The sequence below is a fragment of the Streptomyces sp. SN-593 genome (assembly GCF_016756395.1).
GTDB lineage: Bacteria > Actinomycetota > Actinomycetes > Streptomycetales > Streptomycetaceae > Actinacidiphila > Actinacidiphila reveromycinica.
This window is the reverse complement of record NZ_AP018365.1, coordinates 3,075,001-3,097,632: the sequence shown is the minus strand read 5'-3', so window position 1 is coordinate 3,097,632 and position 22,632 is coordinate 3,075,001. Positions and strand designations below refer to the sequence as shown.

18 protein-coding genes (1 of these 18 only partly in view) are annotated in these 22,632 nt (G+C 74.5%); 12 read left to right on the top strand and 6 right to left on the bottom strand.

Features of this window, described 5'->3' with window-relative positions:
• Nucleotides 1–11: 11 nt before the first annotated feature.
• Together RVR_RS12725 and RVR_RS12720 are read right to left on the bottom strand one after the other, a co-directional pair.
• On the bottom strand, nt 12–1,766 hold the full coding sequence (locus tag RVR_RS12725) for an LCP family protein (RefSeq protein WP_237404704.1): 1,755 nt from the start codon (nt 1,764–1,766) through the stop codon (nt 12–14).
• Between the two features lie 196 nt (nt 1,767–1,962).
• Nucleotides 1,963–2,733 (bottom strand): TIGR03089 family protein, encoded by a 771-nt coding sequence (locus RVR_RS12720; RefSeq protein WP_202233958.1) that lies wholly within the window; start codon nt 2,731–2,733, stop codon nt 1,963–1,965.
• A gap of 128 nt (nt 2,734–2,861) precedes the next feature.
• Between RVR_RS12720 and manB the strand changes: the two genes are divergently transcribed.
• Nucleotides 2,862–3,998, top strand: coding sequence for a mannose-1-phosphate guanylyltransferase (gene manB, locus RVR_RS12715; protein ID WP_202233957.1), 1,137 nt, complete (start codon nt 2,862–2,864; stop codon nt 3,996–3,998).
• A gap of 240 nt (nt 3,999–4,238) precedes the next feature.
• A complete protein-coding gene (locus tag RVR_RS12710) occupies nt 4,239–5,198 on the top strand; it encodes a DNA-3-methyladenine glycosylase family protein (RefSeq protein ID WP_202233956.1) in 960 nt (319 codons plus the stop codon).
• A gap of 60 nt (nt 5,199–5,258) precedes the next feature.
• Here RVR_RS12710 and RVR_RS12705 read toward each other — a convergent pair whose 3' ends face one another.
• From RVR_RS12705 to RVR_RS12695, 3 genes are read right to left on the bottom strand one after another with little or no spacing between them, the layout of a single operon-like run.
• Nucleotides 5,259–6,623: a coenzyme F420-0:L-glutamate ligase gene (locus RVR_RS12705; RefSeq protein ID WP_202233955.1), complete on the bottom strand. Its 1,365-nt coding sequence runs from the start codon at nt 6,621–6,623 to the stop codon at nt 5,259–5,261.
• Complete coding sequence (gene cofD / locus RVR_RS12700; protein WP_202233954.1) at nt 6,620–7,576, bottom strand: 2-phospho-L-lactate transferase; 957 nt, start codon at nt 7,574–7,576, stop codon at nt 6,620–6,622. The genes RVR_RS12705 and cofD overlap by 4 nt, the downstream gene beginning before the upstream one ends.
• A 49-nt stretch (nt 7,577–7,625) precedes the next feature.
• Nucleotides 7,626–8,126 (bottom strand): cysteine dioxygenase, encoded by a 501-nt coding sequence (locus RVR_RS12695; RefSeq protein WP_202233953.1) that lies wholly within the window; start codon nt 8,124–8,126, stop codon nt 7,626–7,628.
• A 676-nt stretch (nt 8,127–8,802) separates the two neighbouring features.
• On the opposite strand from RVR_RS12695, the gene RVR_RS12690 reads away from it, so the two are divergent.
• The 3 genes from RVR_RS12690 (at nt 8,803) to RVR_RS12680 (ending at nt 14,653) form a co-directional block, all read left to right on the top strand.
• A complete protein-coding gene (locus tag RVR_RS12690; RefSeq protein ID WP_031519519.1) occupies nt 8,803–9,066 on the top strand; it encodes a WhiB family transcriptional regulator in 264 nt (87 codons plus the stop codon).
• Between the two features lie 233 nt (nt 9,067–9,299).
• On the top strand, nt 9,300–13,187 hold the full coding sequence (locus tag RVR_RS12685) for a glycosyltransferase (RefSeq protein WP_202233952.1): 3,888 nt from the start codon (nt 9,300–9,302) through the stop codon (nt 13,185–13,187).
• A complete protein-coding gene (locus tag RVR_RS12680; RefSeq protein ID WP_202233951.1) occupies nt 13,184–14,653 on the top strand; it encodes a DUF5719 family protein in 1,470 nt (489 codons plus the stop codon). Before RVR_RS12685 ends, RVR_RS12680 begins: the two co-directional genes overlap by 4 nt.
• A gap of 169 nt (nt 14,654–14,822) precedes the next feature.
• Here RVR_RS12680 and RVR_RS12675 read toward each other — a convergent pair whose 3' ends face one another.
• On the bottom strand, nt 14,823–15,275 hold the full coding sequence (locus RVR_RS12675; protein WP_202233950.1) for a metallopeptidase family protein: 453 nt from the start codon (nt 15,273–15,275) through the stop codon (nt 14,823–14,825).
• 349 nt (nt 15,276–15,624) lie between these two features.
• Between RVR_RS12675 and RVR_RS12670 the strand changes: the two genes are divergently transcribed.
• The 7 genes from RVR_RS12670 to ahcY form a co-directional block, all read left to right on the top strand.
• Nucleotides 15,625–16,050: a DUF3499 domain-containing protein gene (locus RVR_RS12670; protein ID WP_202238568.1), complete on the top strand. Its 426-nt coding sequence runs from the start codon at nt 15,625–15,627 to the stop codon at nt 16,048–16,050.
• A 240-nt stretch (nt 16,051–16,290) separates the two neighbouring features.
• The gene (locus RVR_RS12665) at nt 16,291–17,652 is read left to right on the top strand and encodes a phosphomannomutase/phosphoglucomutase (RefSeq protein WP_202233949.1); all 1,362 of its coding nucleotides are present in this window, start codon (nt 16,291–16,293) and stop codon (nt 17,650–17,652) included.
• A gap of 433 nt (nt 17,653–18,085) precedes the next feature.
• The gene (locus RVR_RS12660; protein ID WP_202233948.1) at nt 18,086–18,265 is read left to right on the top strand and encodes a Trm112 family protein; all 180 of its coding nucleotides are present in this window, start codon (nt 18,086–18,088) and stop codon (nt 18,263–18,265) included.
• Between the two features lie 36 nt (nt 18,266–18,301).
• A complete protein-coding gene (locus RVR_RS12655; RefSeq protein WP_202238567.1) occupies nt 18,302–19,438 on the top strand; it encodes an SIS domain-containing protein in 1,137 nt (378 codons plus the stop codon).
• Nucleotides 19,439–19,443: 5 nt separating this feature from the next.
• A complete protein-coding gene (gene manA, locus RVR_RS12650; protein ID WP_202233947.1) occupies nt 19,444–20,670 on the top strand; it encodes a mannose-6-phosphate isomerase, class I in 1,227 nt (408 codons plus the stop codon).
• Nucleotides 20,671–20,855: 185 nt separating this feature from the next.
• Entirely contained in the window at nt 20,856–21,815 is a 960-nt protein-coding gene (locus RVR_RS12645) for a cation diffusion facilitator family transporter (protein ID WP_202233946.1), read from the top strand.
• Between the two features lie 229 nt (nt 21,816–22,044).
• On the top strand, nt 22,045–22,632 hold the 5' end (the start) of the coding sequence (gene ahcY / locus RVR_RS12640; protein WP_202233945.1) for an adenosylhomocysteinase. 864 nt of this gene lie beyond the right edge of the window; only the first 588 of its 1,452 coding nucleotides appear in the window; the start codon lies at nt 22,045–22,047; the stop codon falls past the right edge of the window.

Below are 22,632 nucleotides of genomic sequence, written 5' to 3'. Positions count from 1 at the left end.
GTTCATCGGCCTTAGCCGCAGACGTCTCGGTCGGCCGTCGTCCCCTTGAAGGTAGGGGTGCCCGAAGGCGTGTCCGAAGGGGTCGCCGACGAGGAACCGGAAGGAGTGCCGGAGGGGCTGCCGGTCGCGGTCGGGTCCGGCGTGTCCGAGGGCGACGTGTCCGACGGCGACGGCGAGGCGCTGTCCGAGCCGCCGCTGCCGCCGCTGTCCTTGCTGCTGCTGCTGCTGTCGTCGCCGCTGCTCACCCGTACCTGCTGGTCGGCGCGCACCGCGGCGAACAGCGACTCGGCGTCGGGCTGCACCAGTTGGTCCCGGTTGTGGTCCGCGACGTACGGCTCGACGGGCGCGGTGACGAAGTGGATGGCGCCGGCCGGTATCTTCTGCAGGCGCTGCGCCAGCGAGTACAGGTCGCTCAGCGAGTCGAGGCCCGGGTCGGCGGTCAGCGACTTGGTGGCCGCGTTCAGCAGCGGGTACACCTTGCCGGGGTTGAGCAGCACCCCGTTGCTCTGCACCTTCTTGATCAGCGACGCGAGGAAGTCCTGCTGGCGGCCGATCCGTTCGGTGTCGCTGCCGTCGCCGATGCCGTGCCGGACCCGCACGTAGCCCAGCGCCTGCTCCCCGTCCAGCTTGTGCTTGCCGGCGGACAGGTCGAGGTGGGAGTCGGTGTCGTGGATCGCCTCGGGCGTGCAGACCTCCACACCGCCGACCGCGTCCACCATGCTCTTGAAGCCGCTGAAGTCCACGATCAGGTGGTGGTCGACCCGCACCCCGGTCAGCTCCTCGACCGCGCGGATCGTGCAGGCGGCGCCTCCGAACTCGAAGGCCCAGTTGAACTGCTCGAACTTCGGGCTGATCGTGCTGCCGTCGGACTTGGTGCAGGTGGGGACGTGGACCATCAGGTCGCGCGGGATGCTCACCGCGGTGGCGTTGGTCCGGTCCGCCGACAGGTGCAGCAGGATCGTGGTGTCCGAACGCTGGGTGCCGGTGTCCTGGCCGTACTTGTCGTTGCCGCCGCTGCGGCTGTCCGAGCCGATCAGCAGGATGTTCTCGGTCGAGGCCGGGCCCTCCGGCGGGCGCTGGGACGCCTGCGCCTTCAGCTCGTTCTCGGTCACGGTGTCGGTGGTGATGTTGCCGTTGAGGTGCTGGTAGACGTACCAGATGCCGCCCGCCCCGGCGAGCACCAGCACGGAGGTGCTGATCGCGAGGGCCTTCAGCCACTTGAACCGGCGCCGGGGCGCGGGGGAACCGCCGGCCGTGGCCGCGGTGTCGGTGCCGGCGTCCGGGTCGGCGTCGGGGACGGCAGCATCGGAGCCGGGTGCGGCGGAAGCCTCGGCGGAATCCTCGGCAGGCTTCACGGTGTCGGTGTCGGTGTCCGCGTCGGCTTCGGGCGTGGACGCCGACACGGCCTCGGTCCCGGAGGCGGCGTCGGGCTCGCTCTCGGGCTCCGCCTGCGCATCCCCCGCCGCCTCGGCCTCGGACGTGGATACGGCCTCGTCCTCGTCGGCGCCGAAAGGTTTCTGCTCGGCGGTTCCCGGGCCGGTGCCCGGCTCCTCCTCCGCGTCCGGCCCTTCGGCGGTGCCGGCGGTGCCGGCGGTGCCGGCAGAGTCGGCCGTGTCCGGGGCCCCGGCCCCTTCCCCGGTCCCGGCCGTCTTCCCGGCCGGAACGCCCGCTTCCCCGCCTGCTTCGTCGTCGGCCGCCTCCGGTGCGGAGTCTTCCGGCGAGCCCGCGGCGGAGGCGTCCTTCGGCGGCTCTGCTGGAGTGGTCACGTCGTGCCCGTCCCTCGGTCAGGGGCCCGGTGTGCTGCGCCGGGCGGAGTCCAGTCGCCGGAGGGATCGGACCCGAGTACCCGCACGGCATTCGTTCAGACAGTCGAAACACCGCAAGGGTTGCCCAGGGCACCCATCTTGCGCGGGAGTTGGGAGAACATTCACGCGGGATCGGCACCAGCGTGACGGGTGGGGCTCAGGCGACGCCCGGTGCCGCCGTGTGGGTGACCCGCTCCGCGTCCTTCCGACGGGCCAGCCCGTCGGCCGACAACTGCTCCAGGTGGCGGCACAACACGACTGAGGACCCGGAGGCGAGCGGCGCCAGGAGTCCCGCGGCCAGCCCGCTCCAGCCGTCGTACGGCAGCCCGGACAGCAGCCGGGAACCCGGCGTCAGGCCCAGTGCCCCGGCCTCGGCGCGGGCCCTCTGCACCACCTCGGCACCGGTCAGCAACTCGCCGCCGGGCAGTTCGAGCGCGGGGTCGTCCGGGCCGACGGGCACGTAGGGCACGAAACGGTCGCTCTGCGAGGGCACTTCGACCGCGTAGTCCATGAACGGCGCCGGCGGCGGCTGCGGGAACCGTCCGCCGAGCGGACGCAGCGCCATCGCCACCCGCGCACCGCCGCAGCGCCCGGCCTGCTCCAGCGTGTCCGGGCCGCTCACCACCAGGTCGGCCGCCCCCGGATCGCCGCCGGGCACCGCGACCACGCCGGTGGAGAACGCGGCCACCAGCCACACCGCGGTCTGCCAGTGCGCCGGGAGCAGCAGCGCGACCCGGTCGCCGGGCTCGGCGCCCAGCTCGTCCTGGATCAGGTTGCCCGTCTTCGCGACCCAGTTGGCGAACGTCGCCACCGACAACTCGACGCGTTCGCCGGTCGCGTCGTCGTAGAACGTGATCAACGGGCGGCCCGGGTCGGCGCGCAGCGCGTCGGCGAGCAGTCCGGCGGGGGTCAGTGCGCTGGAGGTCACGCGGGTCAGGCTACCGGGCGGCATCCGTGGCGCCGCGCGGGCCCGGCAAGGGGCCGGTGTGGCGAAAGAGCTGACGAGTTATCAGGTGATGGTTTATCGGGTTTACGGCTTATGCCACTATCGTTCCCATGCGAGCACATCCCGCTTCCGCGGCCGGCGCAGCCGATCCGACCCGACGTCCCGCCACCGAGGCGATCCTGCTGGTCGGCGGCAAGGGCACCCGACTGCGCCCGCTCACCGTACACACCCCCAAGCCGATGGTCCCGGCCGCGGGGGTGCCGTTCCTCACGCACCAGCTCGCCAGGGCCCGTGCCGCGGGTGTCGAGCACGTCGTGATGGCCACGTCCTACCTGGCCGAGGTCTTCGAGCCGTACTTCGGCGACGGCTCCGCGCTCGGCCTGCACCTGGAGTACGTCACCGAGACCGATCCGCTCGGCACCGGCGGCGCCCTGCGCAACGTCGCCCACCGGCTGCACTCCGCGCCGGACGAGCCGGTGCTGGTCTTCAACGGGGACATCCTCACCGGCCTGGACATCGGCGCCCTGGTCGCCGCCCACCGCGCCAGCAGCGCGGACGTGTCGCTGCACCTCACCCGGGTCGAGGACCCCCGCGCCTTCGGCCTGGTGCCCACCGACCCCGACGGCCGCGTCACCGCCTTCCTGGAGAAGCCGCAGACGCCCGAGGAGATCGTCACCGACCAGATCAACGCCGGCGCGTACGTCTTCACCCGCGCCCTGCTCGACGCCATCCCCGCCGGCCGACCGGTCTCCGTCGAACGCGAGACCTTCCCCGGCCTGCTCGCCGACGGCGCCCACCTGCACGGCATGGTCGACTCCACGTACTGGCTCGACCTCGGCACCCCGGAGGCGTTCGTCCGCGGCTCCGCCGACCTCGTGCTCGGCCGCGCCCCCTCGCCGGCGGTGCCCGGGCGCCGTGGCGAGCACCTGGTCCTGCCCGGCGCCGACGTCGCCGACGACGCCAAGCTGTTCGCCGGCACCTGCGTCGCCGAGGGTGCCGTCATCGGCTCCGGCGCCCTCGTCGAGGGCAGCGCCGTCCTGGCCGGGGCCCGCATCGAGCCCGGTGCGGTGGTCCGCGACAGCCTCGTCGGCGCCAACGCGCGCGTCGGCGCCAACAGCGTCCTGGTCGGCGCCGTGGTCGGTGACAACGCCGAGATCGGCCCCGACAACGAGCTGCTGCACGGCACCCGCGTCTGGTGCGACGCGCGCATTCCCCCGGCCGCGATCCGCTTCTCCTCCGACCAGTAGCCGCCCGCGCACCGGTGGGACCGTACCCGGGTGGGGCCCGCGGCCGGCCCCACCGGGTGCGGCCGGGCGGTAAGCGGAACCCGTCACGGAGGAAGCGGTGCCGGCCCCCATGGGCCGGGGCCCCGCCGCGGTACGGGCCTGCCGGGCCTCCCGGGCCGGCCCTCCCCTTCACGCCGGCGGGACCGGCCACGACGGGACACCGACCGGGCCCGAGAGCCCGCGCCCCTATACCCTTCCGGGGTGCCCGAAGACACCGCGCCCCCCAGGCCCGCCGCCGCGCAGGCGCCGGGGCGTACGCGCACCTGGGCACCTCCGTCCCCCCTCGACGTGCGCCGCACCCTCATGCCGCTGCGCCGGGGCGGCGGCGACCCCACCTTCCGCATCACCCCCGACGGGACCGTGTGGCGGGCCAGCCGCACCCCCGCGGGCCCGGCCACCCTGCGCCTGACCGGCAGCCCCGCCGCGATCGAGGGCACCGCCTGGGGCCCGGGCGCGCAGTGGCTGCTCGACGGCCTCCCCTCGCTGCTGGGCGCCGACGACGACCCGTCCGCGTTCGTACCGCGGCACCGCGTCGTGCACGCCGCCCACCGGCGGCACCCCGGACTGCGGCTGACCCGCACCGGACTGGTGCTGGAGTCGCTGATCCCGTCCGTCCTGGAGCAGAAGGTCACCACGATCGAGGCGTACCGGGCCTGGCGGCTGCTCCTGCTCCAGCACGGCGAGGCCGCCCCGGGGCCGCGGGGCGCCGCCGCCCCGCCCGGCATGCGGGTCATGCCCGACCCGGCCGGCTGGGCCAGGGTGCCGTCCTGGGACTGGCGCGGCGCCGGCGTCGACGACAAGCGCGCCTCGGCCGTCCTGCGCGCGGTACGCCTGGGCGGCCGGCTCGACTCCCTCGCCGATCGCCCGGCCGAGGAGGCATCCGCCCTGCTCCGGAGCGTTCCCGGCATCGGCCCGTGGACCGCGGCGGAGACCCTCCAGCGCAGCCACGGCGCCCCGGACGCCGTGACCGTGGGCGACCTCCACCTGCCGCACCACATCGGCTACGCCCTCACCGGCGAACCGCGCTCCGACGACGAGACGATGCTGCGCCTGCTCGCGCCGTACGCGGGCCAGCGGCACCGCGCCGCCCGGCTGATCCTGCTCGCCGCCCCCGGCCCGCCCCGGCGCGCCCCGAGAATGGCGCCGCCCCGGCACCGCTGAAGCGGAAGCCGAAGCGGAATCCGGCGGCGGCCCGCCCGGACCAGGCGCGGCGCTGTGTGCTCAGCGCACCGCGAGGAACGGCTCGGCCGCGCGCTCGGCCCTGGGCGCGGGCGCCGCCGCGGGCCGGCCGACCGCGATGGTGCCGAGCGGGTCCCAGGACGCCGGCAGGTCGAGCACCTCCCGCACCACGTCACGGCAGAACAGCGCCGAGGACACCCACGCCGACCCCAACTGCTCCCCGGCCAGCGCGACCAGGAAGTTCTGCACCCCGGCGCCGCCGGAGACCAGGAACATCTCCCGCTCGGCCGTCGCCCGCCGCGCGTCCGGGTACGCGTGCGCCCCGCCCTCGGTGACCAGGCACGGCACCACGAGGTACGGCGCCTCGCGCAGCACGTCCCCGCGCCGCAGCCGCTTGGCGACGCTCTCCTCCGAGAAGCCGTCACCGCGCAGGTCCGCGGCCCACGCCTCCCGCATCGCGTCGAGCAGCCGCACCCTCACCTCCGGCGTCTCCAGCAGGACGAACCGCCAGGGCGTGGTGTGGTGCGGGGCGGGCGCGGTCACCGCGAGGGCGACCGCGCGCCGTACGGCCGCGGGGTCCACCGGGGCGTCGGTGAACTCGCGCACGGTGCGCCGCAGGGACACCGCCTCCCGTACCGCCTCCGAGGTGCCGAGCCGGAACATGTCGTTGGCCGCCACCCGCACCAGCGCCCGCGCTCCGAGGTCGCCGTCGTCCGGGCCGCCGCCGTCGCCGTCCGGGCCGCCTCCGTCCGCCGTACCGGGCGCGTCCAGCAGCACGCCGGACAGGCCGCGCACCACCGCGACCGGCAGCCCCGTCGCCTTGCCCTTGACGAGGTCGCCGGCCGCCGCGAGTTCGTCCGCGGTCGCGGTGACCGTGACGCTCAGCGGGTTGCCGTGGGAGTCCTCGCCGCCGCGCAGGTCGTCCAGCACCCGCACCCCGGCCGCGCCGATGGCCACGTCGGTGAGCCCCTCGCGCCAGGGCCGCCCGAAGGTGTCGGTGACGATGACGCCGACCCGCACGCCCAGCGCCTCCCGCACCCCTGCCCGGATACGGCGGGCGGAGGCGTCGGGGTCCTCGGGCAGCAGCAGCACGGTGCCCGCGGGGGTGTTGGACGCGTCGACCCCGGCCGCGGCCATCACGAATCCGTGCCGTGTCTCCACGATCCGGGTCGGCCCGCGCCGCGCCACCAGCCGCACCGCCTCCGCGTCGATCGCGGCCTCCCGGTCGTCGGCCAGCACCAGCCGCCCCTCGGCCTTGCTGACGATCTTGGACGTGACCAGCAGCACGTCGCCGTCGGCCAGGGCGGCGCCGGTGGCCACGATCAGCTTGGCGATGTCCGCGCCCGGCTGCACCTCGCCGATCCCCGGAATCCCGAACACCTCGTAGCGGGGCGCTGCCGTGGTCATGCCCGCACCTCCTCGGCCAGCGCCAGGGCCTCGCGCGCCATCTGCGTGGTCGCGGCCAGGTCCGTCATGAGCAGCGGCACCGCACGGCAGCGGATGCCGGCCGCCTCGACCTGTTCGACGACGCCCGCGTCCACGGTGTCGACGAGCCACCCGTCCAGCAGCCCGCTGCCGTAGTGCGCCGCCACCGCCGCGGCCGTGGACTCGACGCCCACCGCCGCCAGCACCTTGTCGGCCATCCCCCGCACCGGCGCGTCGCCGACGATGGGGGACAGGCCCACCACCGGGACGCCGGCGTCCGCGATGGCCTCGCGCACGCCCGGCACCGCCAGGATGGTGCCGACGCTCACCACCGGGTTGGACGGCGGGAAGACCACCACGTCCGCGTCGCCGATCGCCTCCAGCACGCCGGGCGCCGGCTTCGCTCCTTCCGCGCCCACCGGCACCACCGCGTGCGCGGGCACCGAGGCCCGCAGCCGCACCCAGTACTCCTGGAAGTGGATCGCCTTGCGCTCCCCGTCGACCTCGACCAGCACATGGGTCTCGACCCGGTCGTCGGACATCGGGATGAGGCGTACCCCGGGCTTCCAGCGGGCGCACAGCGCCTCGGTGACCGCGCTGAGCGGGTAGCCCGCGGCGATCATCTGGCTGCGGACGATGTGCGTGGCGAAGTCCCGGTCGCCGAGGCCGAACCACTCCGGCCCGACGCCGTAGGCCGCCAGCTCCTCCTTGACCGCGAAGGTCTCGTCGGCCCGCCCCCACCCCTGCTCCTCGTGGATGCCGCCGCCCAGGGTGTACATGACGGTGTCCAGGTCGGGACAGACCTTCAGCCCGAACAGGTGGATGTCGTCTCCGGTGTTGCCGATGACGGTGATCTCCGCCTCCGGCGCCGCTGCCTTGAGGCCGCGCAGGAAGCGCGCTCCTCCGATACCTCCGGCCAGAACCACGATTCGCATGGTCCCAGTCTGTCAGCCCCGTGACGTGGGACGTCCGCCCCTCCGGCCGCTACGCCTGCGCGGGTGTGCGGGCGCCGGGGGTGCAGGCGTACGGGGTCATCTCGGTCAGCCCGGGGAAGTACACGTGCAGGCTGACGGCGCCCTCCAACGACTCGTTGACGACGTGGTGGACGTACCCGGGGGCGAACACGCGCTGCTGACCGGGTGTCAGGGTGCGCCGGGTCTCGCCGCGGGCGGTCAGCGCGCGCTCGTGCAGGGTGCCGTCCAGGACGGTCAGCACGCCGCTGGAGCGGCCGTGGTCGTGAAGTCCGCTGCCCTGCCCGGGCAGCCAGCTCAGCAGCCACACCTCGTAGCCGGGCCCGGTGCGCAGGCGGGCGTACCAGCGGGTGGCGGTGTCGTAGCGCACCTGGGGAGCCCACTGCGTGCGGTCGGCGGCGATGGAGCGGGCCAGTCCGGCGAACTCCGCGACGGAGCTGGGGTGCTGGGGCGCCGGCGGGAGCAGGTGGGGCAGCTCCAGCGGGTCACCGGCGATCGAGACGTCGGAGTACATGAAGGTGTGTGTTCCTCGGGGTGCGCATGATGCGGAGGGTGCCGGCGGCCGGGGCGGCCGGTCAGGGGATCAGCGGCAGCGGGAGGAACAACAACAGCTCTGCGCGAGCGCGACGCAGCAGGACTCGGGGCGGCGAGTCCGGAAGGGCGCGTTGTGCTCGGCGTGCATGGGAACCAGGAAATCGTTCGGGGCGGCCGCCTGTCAACTGAATGTCCGAAATGACCGATTACTTTCATCCGATCCGGCGGGCCCGGAAGGTGAAAGGTTTGTGTCGGGGGAGGTGCGGATAGGAGGTGGCGCATCCGTGCAGATCCGATGGGGATTGCCTCGCGGATCTGGGAAAACGCGCGACCCGGTATGACCTTGTGCTTCTGTGATCGAAATGTGATCCGCAGCGTTTCACTCGAACGGGTGGAACGTCGCCCGTCGCCGCAGCGTCTGACGGAGCGTGAGCGTTTGGCCGGTAGGGCCGCGGTTGACGGATGCGGTCATTCAGGCTGATTTCAACACTATCTGTGACTCCTTGGTTCAGCGGAGTGAATAACGGGCCCAATAGCAGATCTCGGCTTGACTGGCTCGGATCGGCACACTTGTAATTTCACTCGTGTCGTTCAGCCGGACCGCCGGACACGACGGCAGGCACCATCACGGGGAAGCACGACAGACAGGGGCGCGCATGACCGAGCAGTTCCAGTTGCTGCTGGCCGAGGAGGCCGACGAGGAACTCGGCTGGCAGGAGCGCGCGCTGTGTGCGCAGACCGACCCCGAATCCTTCTTCCCCGAAAAGGGCGGTTCCACCCGCGAGGCGAAGAAGGTCTGCCTTGCCTGCGAAGTCCGCTCCGACTGCCTGGAGTACGCCCTCGCCAACGACGAGCGGTTCGGCATCTGGGGCGGCCTGTCCGAGCGTGAGCGCCGCCGGCTGAAGAAGGGCGTCGTCTGACCCCGCGGCAACCGTTCGGCACTTCTCCGCCACCTGGTCCCCGCTCCCCGGTGACCTCGTCTCCGGCCCGTCTTCCGCGCCCTCCGGCACGGCAGGCGGGCCGCTGTTGTGCGTACACCCGGACGGCCGCGCCGTTGCGAGCCGTTAGTGTGGGGGGCCGTCCGAGATGCATGCCCCGCCGTCGGCGGGTTGATGCGTCCACCGCAGTCCAGCGAACCGGGGCCCGAACCTCGATGTCCGTGAACAGCCCAGCACCGGCCGTCCAACAGCCCGGCACCCCTGAGTTCCCGCGCCACGTCGTCACCGCAGTACTGGTCGCGCACGACGGCGCGCGCTGGCTGCCCAAAGCCCTCCAGGGCCTGCTCGCCCAGGACCGCCCGGTCCAGGACGTCGTCGCCGCCGACACCGGCAGCGCCGACGACTCCGCCCGGCTGCTCGCCGAGGCCCTCGGCGACCAGCGGGTGCTGCACCTCGCCCGCCGCACCGGTTTCGGCGCCGCCGTCGACGAGGCCGTCCGCTCCACCACGCCCCTGACCGCGGACGACCTGCCCTACCTGCGCCCGCGCAGCAGCGGCTGGGACCCCGTCAGCCGGACCTGGAACGACGACGCGTACGACCAGGGAACCGAGCCGCAGGCCGAACCGGTCCAGTGGCTGTGGCTGCTGCACGACGACTGCGAGCCCGACCCCGGGGCGCTGGCCGCCCTCCTGCGCACCGCCGAGACCTCGCCGTCCACCGTGATCGTCGGCCCCAAGCTGCGTAGCTGGTACGACCGCCGCCAGCTCCTGGAGACCGGCGTCTCCATCGCCCGCAGCGGACGCCGCTGGACCGGGCTGGAGCGCCGCGAACAGGACCAGGGCCAGCACGACCAGGTCCGCCCGGTGCTCGCCGTCTCCTCCGCCGGCATGCTCGTGCGCCGCGACGTGTGGGAGGAACTCGGCGGCTTCGACCGGCGCCTGCCCCTCATGCGCGACGACGTCGACTTCTGCTGGCGCGCCAACGCCGCCGGCCACACCGTCCTGATCGCCCCCGACGCGATCATGCGGCACGCCGAGGCGGCCTCCCGCGAACGGCGGCCCGTCGACTGCGCCGGCCGCTCCGCGGTCAACCCGCACCGCGTCGACAAGTCCGGCGCCGTCTACACCCTCCTGGCCAACACCCGCGGCCCGCTGCTCCCGTACGTCATGGTGCGCATAGTCGTCGGCACCCTGCTGCGCACCCTCGCCTACCTCGTCGGCAAGGTGCCCGGCCAGGCCGTCGACGAGATCGTCGGCCTGCTCGGCGTCCTGCTGCGCCCGGGCCGCGTGCTCGCCGCCCGCCGCCGGCGCGGCGGCGGCGCCGTACCGCCGTCCGAACTGCGGCCGCTGTTCCCGCCGCCCGGCGCGACCGTGCGCGCGACCGTCGACCAGGTCGTCAGCAACTTCTCCGGCCGTGCCGACGCCGCCACCGCCGCGGCCGGCCGCCACGGCGGCGCGGTGGAGTCCGGACCCGGCGACGACGACGGGGAGTTCCTGGAGATCGAGCAGTTCGCCCGGCTGAAGCGGATCGCCCGCAAACCCGGGCCCGTGCTCTTCGCCGTCCTGCTCGTCGTCTCCCTGGCCGCCTGCCGCAACCTGCTCGGCGGCGGTGCACTGGCCGGCGGCGCCCTCCTGCCGGCCGACCCCGGCGCCTCGGACCTGTGGGACACCTACGCCGGCTCCTGGCACGCGCTCGGCACCGGCGGCACCCAGGCCGCACCCCCCTACATCGCGGTCCTGGCGCTCTTCGCCACCGTGCTGTTCGGCTCCACCGGCCTGACCCTGACGCTGTTCCTGGTCGCCTCCGTACCGCTGGCCGGCGTCGCCGCCTACTTCGCGTCCCGGCCGCTGGTCGAGTCCCGCCTGCTGCGCGCCTGGGCGTCGGTCGCCTACGCCTTCCTGCCCGCCGCCACCGGCGCCCTCGCGGGCGGCCGCCTGGGCACCGCGGTCCTGGCGATCCTGCTGCCCCTCATGGCACGCGCGGCGATCTCCTCCGCGGGTCTGACTCTGAGCGACTCCGCCGTCGAGCGCGGCGCCCGCCCCGGGTGGCGCGCCACCTGGGCGCTCGCCCTGATGCTCACCTTCACCACCGCGTTCACGCCGGTCACCTGGCCGATCGCCCTGGTGCTCGCCGCCGGCGCGATCGCCTGGCGCCTGGTGCGCCGCCAGCGGCAGCTCCTGGTGCCGCAGCTCCTGCGCGCGGCCGCGCTGGTCGTCACCCCGATGGTGCTGCTCGCCCCCTGGTCGCTGACCCTCCTCGGGCACCCGGGGCGGATGCTCGACGAGGCCGGCCTGTCGTACTCGACCAAGACCGCCTCCGGCGTGGACCTGCTCCTGCTCAGCCCCGGCGGACCCAAGGCGTCCGGCGGGTTCCTGCTGGTCGGCGTCGTGCTCGCCGCCCTCGCTGCGCTGATGCGCGGCACCCGCCGCACCGCCATCGCCACCGCGTGGGCCGCCGCCCTGACCGGCCTGCTCTTCGCGGTCGTCGAGAACGGCAAGGACTGGGCCGGCCCCGCCACCCTGGTCTACGGCATCGCGCTGCTCGCCGCCGCCGCGATCGGCGCCGAGGGTGCCAACGAGCGGATCGCCGCCAGCGGCTTCGGCTGGCGCCAGCCGGTCGCCGCCCTGGTCGCCTTCGCCGCGGTCGCCGCCCCGCTGCTCGCCGCCTTCACCTGGGTCATCGACGGCGCGGACGGCCCGCTCAAGCGCACCGACCCGCAGCAGGTCCCCGCCTTCGTCGCCGAGGAGGCCACCACCTCCGACCAGCCCCGCACCCTGGTGATCAGCGGCAGCGAAGGCCACGTGGACTACGCGATCGTGCGCGGCTCCGGCGCCCGGATCGGCGACGCCGAACTCGCCGCAGAGGCGCCCCGCGACCACGCCCTGGACACCGTGGTGGCCAACCTCGTCGCGGGTTCGGGTGCCGACCAGGGCAGCAGGCTCGCCGGATACGCGGTCCGCTACGTCCTGGCGGCCAAGGGCGCGCCGCAGTCCTTCGGCCGCGTGCTCGACAGCACCCCCGGCCTGTCCCGGCTCAGCCAGTCCGACGGCACCGAGCTGTGGCAGGTCAACCAGAACGTCTTCCGCATCACCATCACCAGCAAGGGCGCCCAGCCCGTCGGCGTCCCGGCCGGCCGGATCGAGGCGCACACCAAGGTGCCCGCCGGCCCGTCCGGCCGCGTGCTGCGGATCGCGGACACCGCGAACTCCAACTGGCACGCCACGCTCGACGGCACCGCGCTCACCCCGGTCACCGTGGACGGCTGGGCGCAGGGCTTCGACCTGCCGGCCACCGGCGGGCGGCTGGACGTCAGCTACAAGGAGCCGATCACCCACATCGCCTGGATCGGCGTCCAGGCGCTGCTGCTGCTCGTCGTGATCGTGCTCGCGCTGCCGGGCCGCCGCCAGGAGATCGACGACGACCTGCCGGAGGCGGAGGGCGCCGCCACCGCCGACATCCCCGGCCAGGCCCTCGGCGAGGGCCGCCGTGCCCGCCGCCTGCAGGCCGCCGCGGAGGCGGAGGCGGCCGAAGCGGCGGCCGCCGCGGGTACCGCGGGCACCGCCGCCGACCCCGAGCCGTCGCAGGACCCCGCCGCCGAGCCACTGCCGGTCCGGGTGCCGCCGGCCCCGGAGGAAGCCCAGGCGGCCCAGGAGGCGGACTACGACCAGGCTCCGGCCTACCCCGCCCCCGGCGCCGGCTACGACCCGTACGCGGCCGCTGAGGGCGCCGACGGCGGGTACGCCTACCAGGACACGGGGTACCAGGAGGGCGGCTACCAGGAGGGCGGATACCCGGACCCGTCCTACGCCCAGGGCGCCCCCGGCTGGGACGGCGCGCAGCCCTACCCGGCCGAACCCGGAACGTACGACCAGCAGGCGTACGGCGACGCCTACGGCTACCCCGCGCAGCCCGGCTACGACCCGTACGCGCCCCCGCAGCCCGCGCCGGACGGCCAGGTGCCGTACGACCAGGGCTACGGCGAGCAGCAGGAGCACGGTGAGCAGGGCCGGGACGGGACCTATCCCGACCCCACCGGCTACGCCGGCCCCGCGCCGTACCACGCAGACGGCGACCAGCGCCGCGATGGGAGCGAGTACCAGTGAACCGCAGCACCCTGTCCCTGGCCGGTGCCGTGGTCGCGCTCGCCGTCCTGACCGGCGCGGCCTCGATGGCCGGGGGCGACGACTCGTCCGCCGCGCCGGCCGCGTCGTCGTCGCGCCTGCCGGTCCAGCGCAGCACCCTGCTCTGCCCGGAGCCGTCGACCTCGGAGTTCGCCGCCACCACGTACACGTCCTTCACCCCGGCCGGAAGCGGCTCGGGCAGCGGCACGTCCGGCGGCCAGGCCACCTTGGTGCCGGCCACCACCAAGCCCAAGGCGCTCAAGCCGCTCACCGCCACGGGCAAGCCCGTCACCTCGACCACCGACGCGTCGGACGCGCCCGCGCTGATCGGCACCGCGGACGGCTCCCTCGCGCCCGGGTGGAGCGTGGGGCAGACGACCGTGGTGAGCGACGGCCCCGGCCGCGGCCTGCTCGGCACCTCGTGCGTCGTGCCGGACAGCGAGTTCTGGTTCCCCGGGGCGAGCACCCAGGACGGCCGCCAGGACTACGTGCACCTGGTCAACCCCGACGACACCCCCGCCGTGGTGGACATCGACCTCTACGGCAAGGACGGCCAGCTCAAGGGCTCCACCGGCGACGGCATCACCGTCCCCGGGGACAGTTCCAAGCCGGTGCTGCTGTCCACCCTCATCGCCGACAAGGTGCAGGACCTGACCGTGCACGTCGTCGCGCGCAGCGGCCGGGTCGGCGCGGCGGTGCAGTCCACCGACGCCAAGGCCGGCACCGACTGGCTGCCCGCGGCCGCCCAGCCGTCCGGCGACCTCGTGATGCCGGGCATCCCCGCCGATGCCACCGACGTGCGCCTGATCGCCTATGCGCCCGGCTCCGACGACGCCGACCTGACGTTGAAGCTCGCCACCTCCAGCGGCACGATCACCCCCGCCGACCACGAGACGCTGCACGTCAAGAGCGGTATGACCGCGGCGGTCGACCTCGGTGACGTCACCCGGGGCGACGCCGGGTCGCTGATCGTCGGTTCGAGCAGCGCGCACGCCGCCGTGCCGGTGGTCGCCGGGCTGCGCGTCACCCGGGGCAAGGGCAGCGACCAGGAGATCGCCTTCCTGCCCGCGACCGCCCCGATCGACCGGGAGGCGTCCGTGGCCGACAACCGGTCCAAGGGCTCCACGCTCGGCCTGACCGCCACCGGCAAGGACGTCAGCGTGAAGATCACCTCGTCCGCGGGCTCCACCGGGGGCACGGCGGTCAGCAGGACGGTCACCGTCAAGGCGGGCACGACCGTGTCCATGGCGCCGCCGCAGCCGTCCGGCCTCAAGGGCTCCTACGCGGTGACGGTGCAGCGGCTGTCCGGCGGGCGGCTGTACGCGTCACGGATGCTCGCGCTGCCGCTCGACGGGGTGCCGATGTTCACCATCCAGCCGATGCCGGACGACCAGGGGCTGGTCGAGGTGCCGCTGGCCGGCGCCGACCTGCGCGTCCTGGAGCCGTAGCGCTTCCGGGCGAAGGTCCGGCCGCCGATCCGGAGGCCGGTCCGGCCGTGGTCCGGCCGCCGCGACATGCGGACTACCGGGCGGCCCGCCTTCCGGGCGGGCTGCCTGCGCGGACCTGGCCTCGAAAGGTGCCGATCGCCTCCGCCTCCAGGGCGTGAGGGCGATCGGGTCACTCCTCGCCGTACTTGGGGTCGACGTTCTCCGGCGACAGCCCGAGCAGCTCCGCCACCTGCTCCACGACGACCTCGTGCACCAGCAGGGCGCGCTCGTCGCGCCCCTTGGCGCGGATCTCCACCGGGCGCCGGTAGACCACGATCCGGCTCGGCCGGTCCTTGGCCGCGCCGATCAGCCGCCCGAGCGGCACCGGGTCCCCGTCGGCGGGCGGGGTGTCCTGCGGCCAGGGCACGTCCTGCACGGCGAACTCCACGTCGGCCAGTTGCGGCCAGCGCCGCTCCAGCCGGTCCGCGGCATCGCGCACCAAGTCGTCGAAGGCGTCGGCCCTGCTGAGCGCGAGCGGCACCTGCGGGGGCGCGATGGGCCCGCGCATGCCGCGGCCGTGCCGGTCGCGGTGCCGCGGCCTGGGCTCGGGCTGGGACGGGGGAGTGGGGGCCGAACTGTCCATCAGCGTGAGCCTAGCCCCCGACACCGCCGCGCACAGCAGGGCGTCGCCTCCGGAGAGCGCCGGGCCGCCGTCCGGAGGAGCGCGCGGCCGACCCCGTCCCCCGTGTCGCGGCGCGCGCCCTGCCGTCCGGTGACCGGCTGATGCCGCATCCGAGCACTTTCGGGACCGGATCGGGCCACAGAAGTGACGGATATCCGCCACCTGGTGTGTCGAGCCGTTGCACCCGACGCTCGCGGCCTGAGCGTTACTCTCGGTATGCGTTTTCGCCGCTCCGGCGGTCGCAGCAGGTCAGCCTCCTGCGCTCGGCGCGGCCGGCCCCGAACGGCGGCAGGCGACACGACCGGGTGACCTGGCGGAGAGTCGTCGCGGCCCGCTCAAGAGTGCGGTACCGTCCAACATCGTGAGCCCTGTACGTCGCTGTTCGCGCACCGCTTGCGGCCGCCCCGCCGTCGCGACACTGACGTACGTCTACGCGGACTCCACGGCCGTCCTCGGCCCGCTGGCCACCTACGCCGAACCGCACTGCTACGACCTGTGCTCCGAGCACTCCGAGCGGCTCACCGCCCCCCGCGGGTGGGAGGTCGTACGCCTCGCCACCGACACCGGTCCGGTCCGGCCCAGCGGCGACGACCTCGAAGCCCTCGCCAACGCGGTCCGGGAAGCGGCCCGCCCCCATGAGCGCGGCCAGGGCGGCGCGGCCACGGCGCGCGACATCGACCCGATGGAGGTCGCCCGGCGCGGGCACCTGCGGGTCCTGCGGTCGCCCGACCAGTAGGTCCCGCCCGAACCGGTGGGCCGCGCCCGGGCGGTGGGCCCCGCGCGACCGCCAGGCCCGCCCCGATTCGTGGGCCCGCCCCGATTCGTGGGCCCGCCCCGACCCGTGGGCCCCGCCCGGGCCGGCCCCGCGAGCCGCGTGCCGCGTCTCGGATAGGTTGTCGGGACCGGACCGCCCGGAACCGGACTGCCCGGGACCGTAACGCAGAGGTGTGCAGTGCCCCAACCATCGGGTCCTTCGGTGTCGCCCGACCTGTCGCAGATCGTCAAGGCGTACGACGTGCGCGGTGTGGTCCCCGACCAGTGGGACGAGTCGCTCGCCGAGGTCTTCGGCGCCGCCTTCGCCACGGTCACCGGCGCCACCGCGCTCGTGGTCGGCCACGACATGCGGCCTTCCTCGCCGGGCCTGTCCCGCGCGTTCGCCCGCGGAGCCGCCTCCAGGGGCGCCGATGTCACCGAAATCGGCCTGTGCTCCACGGACGGGCTGTACTTCGCCAGCGGCCACCTCGACCTGCCGGGCGCGATGTTCACCGCGAGCCACAACCCCGCCCGCTACAACGGCATCAAGATGTGCCGGGCCGGCGCCGCGCCCGTCGGCCAGGACACCGGCCTCGCGGAGATCCGCGACCTCGCCCAGCGGTGGGCGGCGACCGGGCTGCCGGCCGGCGCCGCCACCCCCGGCACGATCACCGCCCGCGACGTCCTCGGCGACTACGCCGGCTTCCTGCGCTCCCTGGTCGACCTGTCCGGCATCCGCCCGCTGAAGGTCGTCGTGGACGCGGGGAACGGGATGGGCGGCCACACCGTGCCGACCGTCCTGGACGGCCTGCCGGTCGACCTGGTGCCGATGTACTTCGAGCTCGACGGCACCTTCCCGCACCACGAGGCCAACCCCCTCGACCCGAAGAACCTGGTCGACCTCCAGGCGAGGGTCCGCGAGACCGGCGCCGACCTCGGGCTCGCCTTCGACGGCGACGCCGACCGCTGCTTCGCCGTCGACGAGCGGGGCGAGCCGGTGTCCCCCTCGGCCGTCACCGCGCTGGTCGCGGCCCGCGAGCTCGCCGCGCACCCGGGCGCCGTCGTCATCCACAACCTGATCACCTCCCGGTCGGTGCCCGAGGTCATCGCCGAACACGGCGGCACCGCGGTGCGCACCCGGGTCGGTCACTCCTTCATCAAGCAGCGGATGGCGCAGACCGGTGCCGTATTCGGCGGCGAGCACTCCGCGCACTACTACTTCCGCGACTTCTGGAACGCCGACACGGGCATGCTCGCCGCGCTCCACCTGCTGGCCGCCCTCGGCACTCAGGACGGCCCGCTGTCCGACCTCGTCGCCTCCTACGAGCGCTACGCGGGTTCCGGCGAGATCAACAGCACCGTGGACGACCAGGCCGGCCGTACCGCCGCCGTGCGGGCCGCGTTCGCCACGGAGGAGGACGTCACCTTCGACGAGCTCGACGGCCTGACGGTGTCCACGCCCGGCTGGTGGTTCAACCTGCGCGCGTCCAACACGGAGCCGCTGCTGCGGCTCAACGTGGAGGCCGGCGACGCCGCCGAGGTCGCGCGCCTGCGCGACCGGGTGCTCGCCATCGTCCGCGGCTGAGTGGGCGGGCGGCCGACGGTCGGCACCGTCTCTCCCCCCGTCCACCGGCCGGCGGCCCTCTCCCGCCCCGACACCGCTCGCCGTCTCTTTCGCCGCACCCCTCGCCGTACCCCTCGCGGCCTTGGTGGACGGTGCCCCGCCTGCTCGCCGGGTGCCTTCTGGTCATCCGGTGGCCGGTGTCCCGTGGCCGGTGTCCAGCGGCCGCTGTCCCGCGGTCGGTGTCCATCGGCCGGCATCCCGCCTGGTCCGGCGCGCGGCGCGGGCACCGCGGACGCTCCTCCGCCACACCGTCCGCGTGCCCGCCCGGCACTCGGCTTCCGCCCGACCCGGGCCGGCGACCAGGCGGGTCCGCTCGGCCACCGGGCACGGCGATAGGCTGAACCCGCAGGCCGCAACGGCCCCAGACCGCCGCAACCCGCACGGAGGATCCACCATGTCGCTCGTCGAACCCAGCCTCCTGGAGATCCTCGCCTGCCCGGCCTGCCACGCGCCCCTGCGCGAGGACGACCCCGCGGCCGAACTGCTCTGCACGTCCGACACCTGCGGCCTGGCCTACCCCGTGCGCGACGACATCCCCGTCCTGCTCGTCGACGAGGCCCGCCGCCCCGCCTGACTCCTGGCCACATCCGTACCCGACCGGGAGGTCGTGTTGTTCGACGAGTCGCTGCTGGAGGACCCCGACGCGCTCGCCCGCGCCGACGTCCACGGGCTGTTGCGCGGCGTCGCGGCCGCCGGGGCGCGGGTGCGTACCGCGCTGCGGCTCGCCGACGAGGCGGGACTGGCCGACCTGCGGCCCGACGGGCGGCCGCGCGCGCTGCTCGTCGCGGGCAGCGGCCCCGAAGCCGCGGCCGCCTGCGACCTGCTCGCCGCCCTCGGCTCCGGCGCGGCCCCGGTCCAACTGCTCACCCCGACCGGCCCCCACCCGGAGCAGGCCCGCTGGACACTGCCCGGCTGGAGCGGCCCGCTCGACCTGCTGCTCCTGCTCAGCGAGCACGGCACGGAGCAGGGCCTCACAGACCTCGTCGAGCAGGCGTACCGCCGCGGCTGCACCGCGGCCGCCGTCACACCGGCGAAGACACCGCTCGCCGAGGCCGTCGAACAGGTCCGCGGCATCGCGCTTCCCTTCGCCGGCCCGGTCGGCGGCCCCGCGAGCGCGGGCGGCGGCGCCGGGGACACGGACACTGGCGCCTTCTGGGCCCTGCTGACCCCGCTGCTGGCCCTCGTCGGCCGGATCGGGCTGATCGGTGCGAGCGGCGGCGACCTCGGCACCGTCGCCGACCGCCTCGACGAGATCGCCACCCGCTGCGGCCCCGCCGTCGCCACCTACACCAACCCGGCCAAGACCCTCGCCGCCGAACTCGAGGGCTCCCTGCCCCTGCTGTGGAGCCAGGGCCCCGTCGCGGCCGCCGCCGCGCGCCGCTTCGCAACCGTCCTCGCCACCCGCGCCGGGCGGCCCGCGCTCGCCGCCGAACTGCCCGCGGCCCTCACCGCTCACGGCCCCCTGCAGGCCGGCACCCACACCCTGGCCGGCGACCCCGACGACTTCTTCCGCGACCGGGTCGAGGACGCCGACGAACTGCGCCTGCGCGTCGTCCTCTTCCAGGAGGCCCCCGACCAGCCCGGCTCCGCCGCCCCAGCGGCGCGCGAGCAGGCATACGCCCACGACACGCCGCTCAGCGAGATCACCGCCCCCGGTGGCACCCCGCTGGCGACCGCCGCAGAACTCCTCGCCCTCACCGACTTCGCCGCCGCGTACCTGGCCGTCGCCTCGACCGAGAGACCATGACCGGAATGAACCGCCTCACCAACACCGTCCGCCCCTACGCCTGGGGCTCCACCACCGCCATCCCCGAACTCCTCGGCATCGAGCCCACCGGTGAACCCCAGGCCGAGCTGTGGATGGGCGCCCACCCCGGCGCGCCCTCCCGCATCGACCGCGGCCAGGGCCCCGTCGCCCTCGACGCCGTCATCGACGCCGACCCCGCCGCGGAACTCGGCGAGGCGGCCGTCAAGCGCTTCGGCCCCCGCCTGCCCTTCCTGCTCAAGGTCCTCGCCGCGGGCGCGCCCCTGTCCGTCCAGGTCCACCCCGACCTCGCCCAGGCCGCCGCCGGCTACGCCGACGAGGAGGCCCGCGGGATCCCCCTGGACGCCCCGAACCGCAACTACAAGGACGCCAACCACAAGCCCGAGATGATCGTCGCGCTGTCCCCCTTCGACGGCCTGTGCGGCTTCCGCCGGCCCGCCGAGGCGGCCGACCTCGTCGACGCGCTCGGCGTCCCCGCCCTCACCCCCTACGTCGACATCCTGCGCGCCCAGCCGGAGGACCAGGCCCTGCGCGAGGTGCTCGCCGCAGTCCTCGGCGCCGAACCCGGCGCCATGGCCGAGACCGTCCGCGCCGCCACCGAGTCCGCGAGCCGCCTGGCTCGGACCCCCGGCACCCCGCGCGCCGACTCCTACGCCGCCTACGCCAAGGCCGCCCACAGCTTCCCCGGTGACCGCGGCATCATCGCCGCGATGCTGCTCAACCACGTCCGCCTCCAGCCCGGCGAGGCCCTCTACCTCGGTGCCGGTGTCCCGCACGCCTACCTCGACGGCCTCGGCGTCGAGATCATGGCCAACTCGGACAACGTCCTGCGCTGCGGCCTCACCCCCAAGCACATCGACGTGCCCGAACTCATGCGCGTCGTCCGCTTCACGGCCGGCGACCCGGGCGTGCTCCGCCCCGAGGCCGGCCCGGACGGCGAGGAGCTTTACCCGGCGCCCATCGACGAGTTCCGCCTCTCCCGCTACCTCCTCGCCGCCGGCGCCGATCCCCGCACGCTGCCCGCGGGCACCCCGCAGATCCTGCTGTGCACCAGCGGCGAAGTCCGCCTGCGCACCCTCACCTCCTCGCACACCGCCTCCTCCGCCGACGCCACGCTGTCCCTCGCCCAAGGCGAGTCCGCCTACGTTCCCGCCGGAGAGCGCACCGAACTCACCGGCCGGGGCACCCTGTTCCGCGCGACCGTGGCCGCGTAGCCGACCCGCGCCGGGCCGCCACCACCGGGCGGCCGGCGCACCCCCGGAACGCCGGCCCGCTCCGGGGACCACCGGCGCACCGCCGCCCGGCCGCACCGCTCTGCGAGAATGCGCCTCCGCACCGCACGAACCGACGGGTCCCGAGGGCCCACCGGCCCAGCCGACCGAAGGGACACCCACCACCCATGAGCGCGTCAGGCGGAAGCAGGGCGATTTTCGCGGCCCTCAGCGCCAACCTCGCGATCGCCCTCGCCAAGTTCGTCGCCTTCGCGTTCAGCGGCTCGTCCTCGATGCTCGCCGAAGGCGTGCACTCCGTGGCCGACTCCGGCAACCAGGCGCTCCTGCTCATCGGCGGCAAGAAGGCCAAGCGCGCCGCGAACGAGGAGCACCCCTTCGGCTACGGCCGCGAACGGTACGTCTACGCCTTCCTCGTCTCGATCGTCCTGTTCTCCCTCGGCGGCATGTTCGCGCTCTACGAGGGCTACGAGAAGATCAGCCACCCGCACCCCGTCGACCACTGGTACTGGCCGGTCGGCGTCCTCGTCTTCGCGATCATCGCCGAGGGCTCCTCCTTCCGCACCGCGATGAAGGAGTCCAACCACACCCGGGGCGACCTGTCCTGGACCGAGTTCATCCGCCGCGCCAAGGCACCCGAACTCCCCGTCGTCCTGCTGGAGGACTTCGGCGCCCTGATCGGCCTCGCCCTCGCCCTCGTTGGCGTCGGTATCGCCGTCGCCACCGGCAGCGGCGTCTGGGACGGCGTCGGCACCCTGTGCATCGGAACCCTCCTCATCTGCATCGCCCTCGTCCTCGCCGCGGAGACCAAGTCCTTGCTCATCGGCGAGGGCGCCGCCGCGGACGTCGTGGCCCGCATCCGGTCCGCCGTCACCGACGGCGACACCGTCACCGGCGTCATCCACATGCGCACCCTGCACCTCGGCCCCGAGGAACTCCTGGTCGCGGCGAAGATCGCCGTGGACCACGACGACACCGCCGCCCAGGTGGCCGCGGCCATCGACGCCGCCGAGGAGCGCATCCGCGCCGCCGTGCCGATCGCCCGCGTCATCTACCTCGAACCCGACATCTACAGCGCCGCAGCCGCCGCGGCGGGCCCCGACCCCGACCAGACGCCGGGCGGCCGCTGACCGCGAGGCCCTGCGGCGGACGGGGCGGCCGGTGTAGATTCATACGTAGCCAGACGTCGCTGCTGATGGCGGTCGGGCGGTCACCGCACCACGACCGGCCGAGGGAGAGAGGGCCTCCGACGGATTGCGCTGCCACAACGGGACAGGTGTGTCCGTAGCGCTCGACACGCCATGCCGCGCGGCAGCGCCGTGTCCACGTCCACCTCGACCACCACGAGGAGCAGCCCGTATGACCACCACCGCCACCGACTTCAAGGTCGCGGACCTTTCCCTTGCCGCGTTCGGCCGCAAGGAGATCACCCTCGCCGAGCACGAGATGCCCGGCCTGATGTCCCTGCGCTCCGAGTACGCCACGGCCCAGCCGCTGGCCGGCGCCCGGATCACCGGCTCCCTGCACATGACCGTGCAGACCGCCGTCCTCATCGAGACCCTCGTCGCGCTGGGCGCGGAGGTCCGCTGGGCGTCCTGCAACATCTTCTCCACCCAGGACCACGCCGCCGCGGCCATCGCCGTGGGCCCCGAGGGCACCGTGGACAACCCGCAGGGCGTGCCGGTCTTCGCCTGGAAGGGTGAGACCCTCGAAGAGTACTGGTGGTGCACCGAGCAGGCCCTGACCTGGCCGAACACCCCCACCGGCGGCCCCAACATGATCCTGGACGACGGCGGCGACGCCACACTCCTGGTGCACAAGGGCGTCGAGTTCGAGAAGGCCGGCGCGGTACCGGCCACCACGGCCGACGACAGCGAGGAGTACGGCCACATCCTCGACCTGCTGCGCCGCACCCTCTCCGCGAGCCCGCAGAAGTGGACCCAGCTC

Coding starts and splice junctions, on each gene's coding strand:
- manB (WP_202233957.1), top strand. CDS start 2,862: ATGCGAGCACATCCCGCTTCCGCGGCCGGCGCAGCCGATCCGACCCGA.
- RVR_RS12705 (WP_202233955.1), bottom strand. CDS start 6,623: ATGACCACGGCAGCGCCCCGCTACGAGGTGTTCGGGATTCCGGGGATC.
- cofD (WP_202233954.1), bottom strand. CDS start 7,576: ATGCGAATCGTGGTTCTGGCCGGAGGTATCGGAGGAGCGCGCTTCCTG.
- RVR_RS12695 (WP_202233953.1), bottom strand. CDS start 8,126: ATGTACTCCGACGTCTCGATCGCCGGTGACCCGCTGGAGCTGCCCCAC.
- RVR_RS12690 (WP_031519519.1), top strand. CDS start 8,803: ATGACCGAGCAGTTCCAGTTGCTGCTGGCCGAGGAGGCCGACGAGGAA.
- RVR_RS12685 (WP_202233952.1), top strand. CDS start 9,300: ATGTCCGTGAACAGCCCAGCACCGGCCGTCCAACAGCCCGGCACCCCT.
- RVR_RS12675 (WP_202233950.1), bottom strand. CDS start 15,275: ATGGACAGTTCGGCCCCCACTCCCCCGTCCCAGCCCGAGCCCAGGCCG.
- RVR_RS12660 (WP_202233948.1), top strand. CDS start 18,086: ATGTCGCTCGTCGAACCCAGCCTCCTGGAGATCCTCGCCTGCCCGGCC.
- manA (WP_202233947.1), top strand. CDS start 19,444: ATGAACCGCCTCACCAACACCGTCCGCCCCTACGCCTGGGGCTCCACC.
- RVR_RS12645 (WP_202233946.1), top strand. CDS start 20,856: ATGAGCGCGTCAGGCGGAAGCAGGGCGATTTTCGCGGCCCTCAGCGCC.